Here is a 13836-nt window from a genome sequence, read left to right as displayed (position 1 = left end):
GCCTTGAAGTGCTGATAGACGCCCTCCTGGCTGGGACGCACATAGTAGGGCGAGACCACCAGGGCCGCGTCGGCGCCGACGGCCTTGGCGTGGGCGACCAGCTCGATCGCCTCGGTGGTCGAGTTAGAGCCGGCCCCGGCGATCACCGGCAGGCGGCCACGCGCGGTCTGCACGCACAGTTCGACGACGCGCTTGTGCTCTTCATGGCTCAGGGTCGCGGTCTCGCCGGTGGTGCCAACCGGCACCAGACCATGCACGCCGCCGGCGATCTGGCGCTCGACCAGGGCCACGAACGCTTTCTCGTCCACCGCGCCGTCGCGGAAGGGCGTGACCAGCGCCGGAAGGACGCCCTTGAACGGAGAATGAGCCATGCTTGCAATTTGCCGTGAGAAACGCGCCGCGACGGTTGCGGCCTGAGGATGGGGGCGGACAATATGTCCCGCTCCCCATATCCCGCAACCGGTCCGTAGCGCTCTACGGTGATTTGGGGACGTTTCAGTGGGGGTCAATCCGCCGCGAAGCGGTCTATAGCTGCCAAACACGGGTTTGGCCGCCGTAAATCGGCCCCGCCCACGCCTGAAAAGGGCGAGCGTAGCGCCCGCAAGGGCGGAGAATCGAAGGAGACGACGTTTTGGCGTCAGGGTTGGGCAAGGTCTTGTTGGGCAGCGTCTCCGTTGTCGCGCTCTTTGGAGTCGCGCTGGCTCAGGACGACGTCGACCTGCCTCGGACGCCTCAGCCCTACACTGGCTCGGCCATGCCGCGGGGCCTGATCACCACGCCGCCGACCGCCTCCTACGCCACGCCGGCCGAGGCCGACGCCGCCAACCTGCGCATGGCGGTCACAAGTCGCGACCCCGCCACGATCCGTATGGCGATGTCGAGCATCCAGGACCCGCTGTCGCGCAAGATCGCCCTGTGGGCCCTGGTCGACGCCGCGGCCGAGAGCATGAGCTTCTTCGAGCTGGACCAGGCGCGTCGCGACCTGTCGGGCTGGCCGCGCGCCCAGCGTCGCGAGAACGCCGCCGAGAAGGCTCTCGTCGTTTCGGGCCTGGACGCCCAGCGCATGATCGCCTGGTTCGGCGGCCGCGACCCGCAAACCGCCGAGGGCGCCATGTCCCTCGCCGCCGCCTACCAGGCCGCCGGCCGCACCGCCGACGCGAGCAACCTGATTCGCCGCTGGTGGCGCGATCAGGTGTTCGAGCTCGACGCTCAACGCGGCATCCTGGCCCGCTACGGCACCCTTCTGACCGCCGACGACCACGTCCGCCGCGCCGACATCCTGCTGTACGGCGCCCAGGGTCCGGCGGCGCGCGACATGGTCACGCTGCTGCCCTACGACCAGCAGGCGGCGGCCCAGGCGCGGATCGCCTTCCGCTCGAACGCCAGCAACGCCAACGATCTCTACGCCGGACTACCGCCGGCTCAGCAAGCCCAGCCCGGCGTGGTCTTCGAGCGCGCCGCCTACCTGCGCCGCAAGGGGCTGGACACCCTGGCCCTGCCGCTGGTCAGCCAGTTCCCCGCCCCGCCCCCGAGCGCCGACGCGGCCTCGGCCATTTGGCGCGAGCGCAAGCAATTGGTGGTGTCGGCCCTGAAGGCCGGCGACAGCGCCGGCGCCTACGCGGCCGCCAACGCCAAGCTGAAGGATGGCGCGGACGCGGCCGAAAGCGAGTTCTATGCCGGCTGGCTCGCCCTGACGCGGCTCAAAAACCCAGACGCCGCCGCCGGCCACTTCGCCCGCATCGCCGAGATCGGCGCCTCACCGATCACCCGCGGCCGAGCCCTCTACTGGCAAGGCCGGGCCGCCGAGGCCCAGGGCGACCGCATCGCGGCTCAGGCCTTCTACGCCGAGGGCGCGCGCTACATCACCACCTTCTACGGCCAGTTGGCCGCCGAGAAGGCCGGGATCAAGGAGATCAGGCTCGACAAGGATCCGACGATCACCCAGGCCGACCGCGCCCGTTTCGAGGGCCGCGAACTGGTGCGCGCGGTGCGCACCCTGATGGCGGCCGGCGCGCGCGACCAGGTCCGGGTCTTCGTGCTGTACATCGACGATCAGCTGCCCAGCGCCGAGGAAGAGGCCCTGCTGGTCGATCTGGCCAGAAATTATGGCGACCAGGACTTGGCGATGCGCGCCGTCCGCACCGCCGCCCAGCGCGGCTTCACCCTGCCCGAGCGTGGCTATCCGCTGCTGGACCACCTGTTCACGCCGGGACCGGGCGCGGCCGAGACGGCGTTCGTCTATTCGATCTCGCGCCAGGAAAGCAATTTCGACCCCAACGCCCGCTCGGGGGTCGGAGCACGCGGCATGATGCAGCTGATGCCGGCCACCGCCGCCGTCGTGGCGCGGCAACTGGGCGAGAACCATAGCGTCGATCGCCTATCGGACCCGTTCTACAACATGCGCCTGGGCTCGACCTATCTGGGCAGCATGGTCAGTAACTTCAGCGGCTCGTACGTCATGGCCTCGGCCGCCTACAACGCCGGTCCCGGCCGGCCAGCCGCTTGGGTGACGCTGTGTGGCGACCCGCGCGGCGCGACCACCGACCCGCTCGACTTCATCGAGTGCATCCCGTTCTCCGAAACCCGCAACTACGTGATGCGGACCATCGAGACGACCATGGTCTACCGCGCCCGTCTCAACGGCGGCGTGACGCCGCTGACGCTGTCGAGCGACCTGAAGCGCGGCGGATACAACTATGCGGGCCCGAGCGGCCCGCCCATTGGTGGTCCGCCGCCGATCGGTGGAACCCCGACGGCGATCCCCCAGGGCGGCTACGTCCCGGGTACGCGGTAAGTCTAGCGAGAGGACGCTTCGGAACGTCGCGCCGCCACCACCAATCCGGCCGGCGTGTCGATGAGCGCGCCGTCCAGTCGGAACACCTTGGCCAGAACCGCCGGCGAGAGCGCCTCGATCGGCGCCCCCTCGGCGGCCTCGTGGCCATGGTCCAAGACCAGCACCCGGTCACAGGACCGCGCCGCCAGGCCCAGATCGTGGAGGGTGACGACCACCGCCGCTCCAGCCGCCGCTTCGGCGCGCAGCAGGTCCAGGGTCAGCAACTGGGCGTCGGGGTCCAGACCCGCCACCGGTTCGTCGGCGACCAGCAGCGGGGCGCGGGTGGCCAGCAGGCGGGCCAGCAGCACCCGCGCTCGCTCGCCGCCTGACATGTCGAGAACGCCCCGATCGGCGAGGTGGGCGACGCCCACCCGCTCCAGCCGTTCGCGGGCCACGGCCAGGGCCTGCTCCGGCGGCAGGTCTGGCGCGCCGAGGGCCGCGACGTCCAGGGCCGGCAGGTTCCAGGCCAGCCGGCGCTCCTGCGGCAGGTAGCCGACCAGACGGGCGCGTTCGATCGGGTTCAGCTCGCCGACCGGGCGACCGTTCAGCCGCGCCTGCCCCGCCTCCAGCGGCATCAGGCCCAGGCCCGCCCGCAGCAGGCTGGTCTTGCCCGCCCCGTTGGGACCGACCACGCCCAGCACCTCGCCCGGCATGACGCTCAGGGACGCGCCGTCCAGCACCAGGGTCTTGCCCCGTCGAGCCTTGGCGTCCGCGATGGTCCAGGCCGCCGTCACGACCGCCAGCTCCGCGCCGCGCGCCAGGCCAGCAAGGCGAAGACCGGGGCGCCGAACAGGGCCGTGACCACGCCCAGCTTCAGTTCCTGTTCCGTCGGGATCACCCGGGCGGCCAGGTCAGCGGCGACCAGCAGTAAGGCTCCGGCCAGAGCCGAGGGGCGAAGAAGCCTGCCCGGGTCGTCTCGCACCGCGGCCCTTACCAAGTGCGGCGCGGCCAGGCCGACGAAGCCGATCACGCCCGCCGCCGCGACCGAGGCCCCGGCCAGCAGGGCCGAGCCGGCCACCGCCGCTACCCGCAGGCGCGCCATCGGCAGGCCAGACATCTGGGCGGCTTCCTCGCCCAAAGTCAGCATCCGCAGGCCCCGGGCCGCGTAGAGGCAAAGCCCGGCGCCGACCGCCATCGGGGCCAGGGCGCGCAGGATGTCAGTAAAGTCGCGGTTCTCGACCGATCCCATCAGCCAGGCCAGCACCTCGGCGACGGCCACCGGCGATGGCGACAGGTTGAAGACCAGGGCCGTCAGGGCGCCGGCGAAGGCCGACAGCGCCACGCCGAACAGGATCAGCACTTCGGGCTCGCGGAACCGGGCCGCCAGGCCGACGACAAGGGCGCCGGCCAACAACGCTCCGGCCAAGGCAGCCAGCTCGATCGCGCCCGGCAAGGCGGCCAACCCGCCGGCTATGGCCAAGGACGCGCCCAGGCCCGCCGTGGCCGAGACGCCCAGCACGCCCGGCTCGGCCAGGGGATTGCGGAGCAGGCCCTGCATCGTCGCCCCCGCCAGGCCCAGGCCCGCGCCGACCAGGGCGGCCATCAGTACGCGCGGCAGACGGATGGCCCAAAGCACCTCCCCCGGCGCCGAGGCCGGGTCCGTCAGAGCCCGGTGATACTGCGCCGCGCTCAACGGGCTCTCGCCCAAGCTGACGGCGACGACAGCCGCGACAACCAAGGCCAGCAGCAGGACGAGCTCCAGGCGACGGGGGCTCACCGCGCCGCCTCCGCCAGGGCTCGCGCCCCGTCGGCCGCGAACCAGGCCGAGCAGCCCAGCATGGCGCCGGGCAGCGAGGCGATCACCCGGCCTCGCGTGGTCTTGCGCAGCGCCGCGTGCCGTCCGGGACCCCAGCGGTCGGCGCCAGCCCGGGTCAGGTCGAAGAAGCCCAGCACCACGGCCTTGGGCGGGTTCAGCACCAGTTGTTCCAGCGGCGCGGGCGAAAAATAGGGTTGGGTCGAGGCGTTGGCGAAGCCGGCCGCCCGCAGCATGGCGTCGATCATGGTGTTGGGGCCCGCCGTATAGCCGCCGGGCGTCAGGTAAAAGGCGGCGCGGCCCCTGCCCGCCCCGGCCGCTCGCGCCAGGTCGGCGTCCATGCGCGCCAGCAGCGCCTCGCCCTGAGCCTGGCGGTTCAAGGCCTGGGCCACCTGGCGGACATTGGCGCGCACGCCGTCGAAGTCGGTGGCGTCGCCGAGGCTGACCGTCTGCACGCCGCGCCGAGCGACGGCGGCGGTCAGCCGGGCGTCGCCGCCCCATTGCCGCACCACAACGTCAGGGCGCGCGCCGAGCACGGCCTCCAGCGTCGTCCGCCGTTGCGGCAAACCGGCCGCCTTGGCGCGGAGAAAGGAATCCGGCGCGTCGGCGCGTGGCGAAACGCCGACCACCGCCTCTCGCGAGGCCAGGGCCAGGACGTATTGGTCGGCGCAGGAGTCCAGCGACATCACACGCTTTGGCGCCATCTGAGCGGCGGCGGATCCCGAGGCGGCCGCCAAGCCGACGACGAGGCCGGCGAGCAAGGCGGCGCGCATGGATGTCAGTCCGTGACCAGGCCGTGCAGCAACCCGTCGAGCGTGACTGTCATCAGCTCTTCGCGCGGAGCCCAGTTGCGGTCCGGCATGGTGATCATCAGCGCCACCAGCCCATGGCAGGCGGCCCAGAGCACCTGGGCCGCGCTCTCGCCCGATCCGGTGCGCAGGCGGCCGGAGGCGGCGATCTCGTGAATCGGCCCGCTGAATTCCTCGAAGCAGCGATCGCCCAGCTCGGCGGTGGCGGCCTGCTTCTCCTTGGAGATCACGTCGCGCGAACCGCAGAACACCAACTGGTAGGTGTTGGGATTGTCGAGGGCGAACTTCATGTAGGCCTCGAGCATCAGCTTGACCCGCGCCACCGCGTCGATCGGCCGGTGCGCGATGTCGACATTGACCGCCAAAAGCTGGCCGATCGCGTCGTCGCTGATCTCCAGCAGGATCTGATCCTTGTCGCGGAAGTGCATGTAGAGCGCCGTCGATGACACCCCCACGGCGTCGGCGATCTTGCGGATCGTCGCCCCCGCATAGCCCTCGGCGATGAAGATCCTTTCGGCCGCGGCCAGGATCTCTCCCCGGCGCAGGTGACCGTCCCCCTTCGGCTTGCGGGCCGACTTGTGCGGCTTCTTCAACGCGACCGTCACGATATGGCGTTCCCCTACCTAGTCCCCAAACCCGACACTAAACGGGAATCACCCAAACGTCGCAACTCCCAACGATTTAGCCGAAACGCGTGTTTTTCTGTTTGACACTTTATGGTTGAGGATTCGCTATCTGCTCGCTGGATCCGATTAAGCGCGGCGGGGGCGATGGCGCGAGAGGAAAGAGACCAGCAGCGGCGCGCGTCTGGGGCGGAGGCGGCCGACGTCAGTTGGGCCGAGGCCCTGGCCGACGATCCGGCTTTGCCAGCCACGCCGCTGCACGATGGAGCCCATCGGCGGCTGTCGCGCGGACAGGCCATCGGCTTGGTGATCATTCTCCTGGCCCTCGTCGCCTTGGCGGGGACGTGGCCTGACGCGACGTTGCAGGGGTTCCACCTGCTGTTCTTCGTCGGCTTCATGGGTCATTCGACCATCAAGCTGGTCGCCGCCTTCACGCCGTGCGCGTCGAGAGCGCCGGCGCCTCTCGCTGACGAGGCGTTGCCTCCCTACACGATCATCGCACCGCTCTATCGCGAGGCCGCGGTTGCGGCGGAGTTGGTCGCCAATCTGGGGCGGCTGGACTATCCGAGCGACCGGCTACAGGTGCTGATCGTCCTGGAAGCCGATGACCACGAAACCCAGACCGCCTTCGCCGCCCTGGATCTGCCGGCCGGCTTCCAGGTTCTGATCGCGCCGCCCGGTTCGCCCCGGACCAAGCCGCGCGCCTGCAATATCGCGCTGGAACGGGCGCACGGCGAGCTTGTGGTCATCTACGACGCCGAGGATGCGCCGCATCCGGGCCAGCTGCGCGAAGCCGCCGCGCGCTTCGCGCAGGCCGACGCGAGCCTGGCCTGCCTGCAGGCGCCGTTGCGGATCGAGCCCGATCCTCGCTTTCTGCCCGACCAGTTCGCCCTCGAATACGCCGTGCTGTTCGAGGTTTTCCTGCCGGCTCTGGCCCGCTGGGGCCTGCCCTTCCCCCTGGGCGGCACCAGCAACCATTTCCGCGCCAGCGCCCTGCGCGCCGTCGGCGGGTGGGACGCGTACAATGTCACCGAGGACGCCGACATCGGGTTCCGCCTTGCGGCCCGCGGGCATCGACTGGACGTTCTCGCCCTGCCGACCCTGGAGACCGCGCCCACGGCCTGGCCCGTCTGGAAGCTGCAGCGAGCGCGTTGGATCAAGGGTCACCTGCAGACCCTAGCGGTGCACCTGCGCGGTCGGATCGTTCGCGCCCCGCGAGGCGTCGTCGCGCTGATCCTGACCTTGGCCCTCCCGGTGATCTCGTCCCACCTGCATGGTCCGATGGTCGCCTGGGTGGTGCTGCAGATGGTCGGCTCCAGGTTCGACCTGTGCCCAACGGTCCCGGCCATGGACTGGATGCTGGTGTTCTTCGGCTGGACCTGCATCGCGATCGCCGGCGCCCAGGCCCAGCGGCGGGCCGGACATCGAGAACGCCCCCTGCCCCTGCTGGGCGCGGTCCTCTATTGGCCGCTGCAGAGCCTGGCGGCGGCCGAGGCGCTTCGACAGTTCGTCGTCGCGCCGTTCCACTGGGACAAGACCCCGCATACGCCCCGCGCCGCGAACCCTCTGCTGCCTCGCCTGTTGGCGCGGACTGGACGGGCCTTGCCCTGAGCGCGTATTGGCGGGGCATGGAYCCGACTATCGCCGCCGCCCCCCTCGTCATGCGCACCACCGGCTGGGCCGACTACGCCCTGCTCGACAGCGGTCATGGCCGGAAGCTGGAGCGCTATGGCCGCTACACCGTCGTGCGCCCAGAGCCCCAGTGCTTCTGGGCCCCGCGCCTGGACGCCAAGATCTGGGACAACGCCGACGCCGTCTTCGACCCGTCCGACGAGGACGAGGCCGGCCGCTGGCGGTTCAAGGGCAAGCCCCTGGAGAAGTTCGACCTGGCCTGGGGCGAGGCGAAATTCCACGGCCAGTTCACGCCCTTCCGCCACCTGGCCTTCTTCCCCGAACAGGCCGCCAACTGGGCCTGGCAGGACGCGAGGGTTCGGGCGATCAAGGGCCGCCAGCCCAAGGTGCTGAACCTGTTCGGCTACACCGGCGTCGCCAGCCTGGTCTGCGCCGCCGCCGGCGCTGCGGTCACCCACGTGGACGCCTCCAAGAAATCGGTCGGCTATGCTCGCGACAACGCCGCCTTCGCCGGTCTGGCCGACAAGCCGATCCGCTGGATCGTCGAGGACGCCCGCCGCTTCGTGGCCCGCGAAGTGCGACGCGGCTCGCAATATGACGGCATCATCCTGGACCCGCCGAAATTCGGGCGCGGGGCCGACGGCGAGGTCTGGCGCCTGTTCGAGGACCTGGCCGAACTGACGACGAACTGCGCCCAGATCCTGGCCCCCGACGCCTCGTTCCTGCTGATGAACGCCTATGCCGCCCGGGTCTCGGGCGCGGCGATGTCGGGCCTGCTGGCCCAGGAGCTGAAGGGCCGCGGCGGCGTCATCGACTGGGGCGAGCTGTCGCTGGTCGAGGAAAAGGGCGATCGCCAGATCGGCCTGTCGTTCTTCGCCCGCTGGGCCAGCGAAGGGTGATGACGATGAACGCCAAGACCGTCACCTCGCTGTCGAACAACACCGTCAAGGCCGTCCGCGCCCTGCATATGCGCAAGGAGCGTGAGGAGAGCGGCCTGTTCCTGGCCGAGGGACTTAAGATCGTCATCGAGGCGATCGACTGCGGCCATGCGCCCAAGATCCTCATGTACGGCCGCGACGCCGCCGATCATCCGATGCTGCAGAAGGCCGCCCAGGCCTGCTTCAAGGCCGGCGGCGAGATCATCGAGGTCAATCGAGAGATTCTCGAGAAGGTCTCGCGCCGCGACAATCCGCAAGCCGTCGTGGGCGTGTTCGAGCAGGTCTATACGCCGCTCAGCGCCATCGTGCCCGAAAGCGCCCCGTGCTGGGTGGCCATGCAGGCCGTCCGCGATCCGGGCAATCTGGGCACCGTGATCCGCACCGCCGACGCGGCCGGCTGCGGCGGGGTGATCCTGGTCGGCGACTGCGTGGACCCCTATTCGGTCGAGGGCGTGCGAGCGACCATGGGCTCGATCTTCGCGGTCAAGATCGCCAAGGCGTCCATCCAGGAATTCCTGGCCTGGCGCGAAACCTGGCCCGGTTCGGTGATCGGCACGCTGCTGAGCGCCACCGTCGACCACAAGAGCGCCGACTATGTGAAGCCGTCGCTGATCCTGATGGGCAACGAGCAGCAGGGCCTGCCGCCCGAACTGGCCGCCGCCTGCGACGTCAACGTGAAGATCCCCATGCGCGGCCGGGCCGACAGCCTGAACCTGTCGGTGGCCACGGGGATCATGATCTACACGGTGACGGGGTAATCCTCGAAAGGTCGGGGCAAGGATCCGACCGCGATTCGAGGCCATCGCCGCCAAGCCGAGCCTTAAGTCCCCAATTTCGCGCAAGATCTGCTATGATGCGAAGGCGCGTCGGATCTCGACGCGTTTTTTACCAGCAACGCCCATCCCGCGACGGTTTGTTCCGCCCTCGGCAGAACGGTCCGTCGTTGTTGCGTATCTTATGCGGACGACGAACACGCCATGGCTCAACGCGCGGAAATCACCAGCATCGCCCGGAACGGGCGGCACAGCACCTACGAGCGGATCACCCACATCTGCGGCGGTGTCGACAAGCCCTGGAAGCTGACGATCAAGGAAGCGATCAAGCTGATCGACAGCGGCAAGTGGCAGTTCTTCGTCATGCGCGACGGCGCGCCGGTGAAGGTCGAGGCGCTGAACAGCCGGACCGGCTGTCGCTACCTGAAGACGGCGAACGACCGCTACGAGCCGCACGACATGCTGGCCCTGCCCGACTGTCCGGCCGACGAGGCCGTGGCCTAGCGGTCGGCCGAGCTTGATGGGGACAGGCCCAAGGGCCCGTCCCCGGCAGGTCTCTACTTCACCCGCGTCCAGGTCTGCGTCTTGCAGAACGGGGCGACGATGCAGCCCTTCAGCTTCAGGGCGTTGGGCGAGGTCATGGTGATCGTGCCCGAATAGATGCCGCCGTCGTCGGCGTTGTAGACCTTGCCGCCGGTCCACTTGGTCGGGCCGCCGGTGAAATCGTACAGCATCTGCATGTTCTTCAGCGTCCGGTTGCGCAGGCTGGTGTCCTTGTTGCGCTCGTCCTTCGCGCCCGGATTGGCCTTGATGTGGTCCGAGCTCACCAGCTTGCCGCACAGGCTGTTGCCGCAGCGGGCGATCTCGACCTGGCCGCCGTTGGTTTCGGTCTGCCACAGCCCCGTGACATCCTGGGCGAAGGCCGGAGCCGACACCGAGAGGGCCAGCGCGGCGGCGAGGATCGGCAGTTTCATGGGTCGTCTCCCTAGTGGTTGGCCCTTTCTAACGCGCGTTCGGCTGAACCGCCCGTGAATTGATCGCCAGGTTCGAACGAGGCTCGCCGATCTCTCCCTTTTTGCCCCGCCTAGAACGATCGCCGTTTCAGACCCCGGCTTGAACAGGTCGTGTAGCCGTCAGCGGTCAGCCGGCCGGCGACCATGCCCAGCTTGTCCGGCAGCTCGCGGATGTGCGAGGCCCGCGTGGCCTCGACCGCGGCCAGGGCCACGCTGCCGCAGGCGAAGGCGTCCTGGGCCGCGTCGTGGTGCTTGAACTCCACGCCCAGGAAGTCGCACACCGCGTTCAGCTTGGCCGACGGCAGCTGCGGCCAGGCGTTCTTGGCCACCTGCACCGTGCAGATGTAGTCGAAACAGGGGAACGGCAGGCCGTAGAGCTCGCAGGTCCGGCGCATCACGCTGATGTCGAACGACGCGTTGTGGACGATCACCGTCGCCGTCTCGATCCGAGCCCGGAGCCGCGACAGCACGGCCGGAAACTCGTCGGCGTCCTCGACGTCGGCCGGGCGGATGCCATGGACCGCGATGTTCCAGCCCGAGAACCGCATGTCGATCGGCCGGATGTAGTGGTGCTCGACCTCGGTGATCCGCCCGTCCTCGATCCAGGCCAGGCCGATGGCGCAGGGGCTGGAGCGCTGCTCGTTGGCCGTTTCGAAATCGATGGCGACGACCGGCATGGTCAGCCCCCCACCAGGGCCAGCCACTCGTCCTCGGTCATCACCTGGATCCCCAATTCGGCGGCGGTCTTCAGCTTCGAGCCGGCGCCGGGGCCGGCCACGACCAGGTCGGTCTTCTTGGACACCGACGAGGCGACCTTGGCCCCCAGCCCCTCCGCCTGGGCCTTGGCCTCGTCGCGGGTCATCTTCTCCAGCGAACCGGTGAAGACGATGGTCTTGCCGGCCACCGCGGTGTCGGTCTTGGGCTTGGCGACCGCCTGAATGTCGAGCTCGTCGATCAGGTTCTTCACGCGCTGAAGATTGTGTTCCTCGGCGAAGAACCGGGCGATCGACTGGGCCGCCACGGGACCGACGCCGTCGATGGCGGCCAGTTGCAGATAGTCATCGCCCGGCGCGCCCCGCCCGGCCTCGGCCAAGGCCTGGGCGAAGCTGTTCCAGTCGCCGTAGCGCTCGGCCAGGGCCGCCCGGGCCGGCTTGTTCAGCTTGGGCACGGCGTGGCCGATCTTGACCTCCAGGCTGTCGGCCTCGGGCCAGGGATCGGCCTTCAGCCCGCCCTTGCCGGCCTCGACCAGCTCGTCGCGCGCCTTGGGTCCGACCCCGGCCGCGCCGGACAGCTCCAGATAGACCGCGCCGGGCAGTTGGGCAGCGRCCTTCTCCGCCAGCTCTTGCAAGGCCGGGAAGTCGTCGAAGTTCCGGGCCAGCACGGTCGAGGTCGTCTCGCCGATGTCGCGCATGCCCAGGCCGTAGATCACCCGGTCCAGGCCGATGGTGCGCCGCGCCTCGATGCCCTTGATCAGATTGGCCACCGAGGTCTCGCCATAGCCGTCGCGGGTCCGCAGCTCGGCCAGCTTCTCTTCGTCCTTGGCCAGCTTGAAGATGTCGGCCGGCTCCTTGATCCAGCCGGCCTCGAAGAACGCCGCCAGTTGCTTCTCGCCCAGGCCCTCGATGTCGAAGGCGCGGCGCGAGACGAAGTGGCGCAGGTGCTCGATTCGCTGGAACGGACAGGCGAACTCGCCGCTGCACCGGCGCACCACGGTCTCGGCCCCCGAGGCCGTGGTCTCCTTGACGATCTCCGTGTCCAGCGGACACGGACAACGGGTCGGGAATTGGAACGGCTCGGTGTCCGCCGGCCGCTCTTCAAGCACCGGCTCGACGATCTGCGGGATCACGTCGCCGGCCCGTTGCAGGATCACCGTGTCGCCCACCCGCACGTCCTTGCGGGCGATCTCGTCGGCGTTGTGCAGGGTGGCGTTGGTCACCGAGACCCCGCCCACGGTGACGGGCTTGAGCCGCGCCACCGGGGTGATCGCCCCGGTGCGGCCCACCTGCAGGTCGATGGCCTCCAGAATGGTGCGGGCCTGCTGGGCCKGGAACTTGCGGGCCACGGCCCAGCGCGGCGAGCGCGAGACGAAGCCCAGCCGGCGCTGCTGCTCCAGATCGTCGACCTTGTAGACCACCCCGTCGATGTCGAAGGCCAGCTTGGGCCGCAGGACCTCGAACTCGGCATAGGCGTCCAGCAGCCCCTGGGCGTCCTGGACGCGGCGGGCCGGCGGGGCCGTGGTCACGAAGCCCCACGAATGGAGCTTCTCCAGCGCCTCCCACTGGCCGGCCGCGAACGGGCCGCTGGTCAGGCCCCAGGCATAGGCGAAGAACCGCAGCGGCCGCTGGGCGCTGATCTTCGGATCGATCTGGCGCAGCGAGCCGGCCGCGAAGTTGCGGGGGTTGGCGTAGGTGCGCTGGCCGGCTTCCAGGGCGGCGGCGTTGAAGGCCGCGAAGGCCTCCAGCTCGACATAGACCTCGCCCCGGATCTCGATCACCTCGGGCCAGCCCCCCTCTTCAAGATTGGCGCCCTTCAGCCGATGCGGGATGTCGTCGATGGTGCGCAGGTTGGCGGTGACGTCCTCGCCCATCCGGCCGTCGCCCCGCGTCGCGCCCTGGACCAGCACGCCGTTCTCGTAGCGCAGCGAGGCCGACAGGCCGTCGATCTTGGGTTCGGCGGTGTAGAACACCGGCTCATTGGTCAGCCGCAGGAAGCGGCGGATGCGGGCGTCGAACTCGGTCGCCTCGTCGTTGGAGAAGGCGTTGTCGAGGCTCAGCATCGGCACGCCGTGCTCGACCGGCGAGAACTGCTCGGCCCGCGCCGCGCCGACCCGCAGGCTCGGCGAGTTGTCGCGCACCAGGTGCGGGAAGCGTTCCTCGATGTCGAGGTTGCGGCGCTTGAGGGCGTCGTACTCGCCGTCGGTGATCGTCGGGGCGTCCTGCTGGTGGTAGCGCAGGTCGTGGGCGGCCAGCTCGTCGGCCAGGCGCTCCAGCTCCAGGACGGCCTGGGCTTCGGTGAGGTCGGCGACGGCGATCTGGGACACGGGCGAATCCGGAGGCTGGAGAACGGGGGCAGACTAGCGGGGGTGGCCCCCCGTGCGAAGCCGTGCGGCGAACACTTGCCCCCTACGGACCGCTTCGCGGTCCTCTTCCCCCAAAGGGGGAAGAGGAGTCGTACGCGCGTCCTCCGCCCCCTCTGGGGGCGGACAGGCGGCGTAGCCGCCAGGTGGGGGCAAGTGAGTGTGATCCCACGCCAAACTGGCTGTGAGTGGGGTGAGGAGGCGCGGAGCGGCCGGGCCAAGCCCGGATGACCGTGAGTTATGTATGTGCGTTTCGGCTAGACCAGTCCGCTCCGCGAAACCGTTCTTCTCAAGGGACGGCGAYTGAGGGCYTGTTTCATCCCGATCGACGTTTCCCCTCAGGCGGGCAGGATCAAAGTCGCCCGGAAGGGGCCGTCGGCGACTCC

General features: G+C 69.6%; 13 protein-coding genes. 5 read left to right on the top strand and 8 right to left on the bottom strand.

Annotated features, from left to right (window positions below):
• A partial coding sequence (locus AC1DZ6_RS06145; RefSeq protein WP_477096308.1) for a dihydrodipicolinate synthase family protein occupies positions 1–371 on the bottom strand: 371 nt, incomplete at its 3' end.
• A 260-nt stretch (positions 372–631) separates the two neighbouring features.
• Between AC1DZ6_RS06145 and AC1DZ6_RS06140 the strand changes: the two genes are divergently transcribed.
• Complete coding sequence (locus AC1DZ6_RS06140; protein WP_477096307.1) at positions 632–2794, top strand: transglycosylase SLT domain-containing protein; 2163 nt, start codon at positions 632–634, stop codon at positions 2792–2794.
• Between the two features lie 2 nt (positions 2795–2796).
• Here AC1DZ6_RS06140 and AC1DZ6_RS06135 read toward each other — a convergent pair whose 3' ends face one another.
• Genes AC1DZ6_RS06135 through AC1DZ6_RS06120 form a run of 4 tightly spaced genes read right to left on the bottom strand, consistent with a single transcriptional unit; the run spans position 2797 to position 6000 of the window.
• Positions 2797–3567: an ABC transporter ATP-binding protein gene (locus AC1DZ6_RS06135; RefSeq protein ID WP_477096306.1), complete on the bottom strand. Its 771-nt coding sequence runs from the start codon at positions 3565–3567 to the stop codon at positions 2797–2799.
• A complete protein-coding gene (locus AC1DZ6_RS06130; RefSeq protein WP_477096309.1) occupies positions 3564–4604 on the bottom strand; it encodes a FecCD family ABC transporter permease in 1041 nt (346 codons plus the stop codon). Before AC1DZ6_RS06130 ends, AC1DZ6_RS06135 begins: the two co-directional genes overlap by 4 nt.
• Positions 4547–5359: an ABC transporter substrate-binding protein gene (locus tag AC1DZ6_RS06125; protein ID WP_477096305.1), complete on the bottom strand. Its 813-nt coding sequence runs from the start codon at positions 5357–5359 to the stop codon at positions 4547–4549. The genes AC1DZ6_RS06130 and AC1DZ6_RS06125 overlap by 58 nt, the downstream gene beginning before the upstream one ends.
• 5 nt (positions 5360–5364) lie before the next feature.
• On the bottom strand, positions 5365–6000 hold the full coding sequence (locus AC1DZ6_RS06120) for a TetR/AcrR family transcriptional regulator (protein WP_477096304.1): 636 nt from the start codon (positions 5998–6000) through the stop codon (positions 5365–5367).
• A gap of 165 nt (positions 6001–6165) precedes the next feature.
• Between AC1DZ6_RS06120 and AC1DZ6_RS06115 the strand changes: the two genes are divergently transcribed.
• The 4 genes from AC1DZ6_RS06115 (at position 6166) to AC1DZ6_RS06100 (ending at position 9865) form a co-directional block, all read left to right on the top strand.
• On the top strand, positions 6166–7629 hold the full coding sequence (locus AC1DZ6_RS06115; RefSeq protein WP_477096303.1) for a glycosyltransferase: 1464 nt from the start codon (positions 6166–6168) through the stop codon (positions 7627–7629).
• Between the two features lie 17 nt (positions 7630–7646).
• Positions 7647–8549, top strand: coding sequence for a class I SAM-dependent methyltransferase (locus AC1DZ6_RS06110; RefSeq protein WP_477096302.1), 903 nt, complete (start codon positions 7647–7649; stop codon positions 8547–8549).
• Between the two features lie 5 nt (positions 8550–8554).
• Positions 8555–9346 (top strand): TrmH family RNA methyltransferase, encoded by a 792-nt coding sequence (locus tag AC1DZ6_RS06105; protein ID WP_477096301.1) that lies wholly within the window; start codon positions 8555–8557, stop codon positions 9344–9346.
• Between the two features lie 219 nt (positions 9347–9565).
• A complete protein-coding gene (locus tag AC1DZ6_RS06100; protein WP_477096300.1) occupies positions 9566–9865 on the top strand; it encodes a DUF3892 domain-containing protein in 300 nt (99 codons plus the stop codon).
• Between the two features lie 53 nt (positions 9866–9918).
• Here AC1DZ6_RS06100 and AC1DZ6_RS06095 read toward each other — a convergent pair whose 3' ends face one another.
• The 3 genes from AC1DZ6_RS06095 to ligA form a co-directional block, all read right to left on the bottom strand.
• A complete protein-coding gene (locus tag AC1DZ6_RS06095) occupies positions 9919–10335 on the bottom strand; it encodes a DUF2147 domain-containing protein (protein ID WP_477096299.1) in 417 nt (138 codons plus the stop codon).
• A 110-nt stretch (positions 10336–10445) separates the two neighbouring features.
• Positions 10446–11051 carry an exonuclease domain-containing protein gene (locus AC1DZ6_RS06090; RefSeq protein WP_477096298.1) on the bottom strand — a complete coding sequence of 202 codons (606 nt, stop codon included), beginning with the start codon at positions 11049–11051 and terminating at the stop codon, positions 10446–10448.
• 2 nt (positions 11052–11053) lie between these two features.
• Entirely contained in the window at positions 11054–13414 is a 2361-nt protein-coding gene (gene ligA, locus AC1DZ6_RS06085) for an NAD-dependent DNA ligase LigA (protein ID WP_477096297.1), read from the bottom strand.
• Positions 13415–13836: the final 422 nt, after the last annotated feature.

It is taken from the genome of Caulobacter sp. P1_B12_2, from assembly GCF_056406675.1.
Note: the sequence above shows the minus strand (reverse complement) of the source record. Positions and strands in the feature narration are given on the sequence as shown.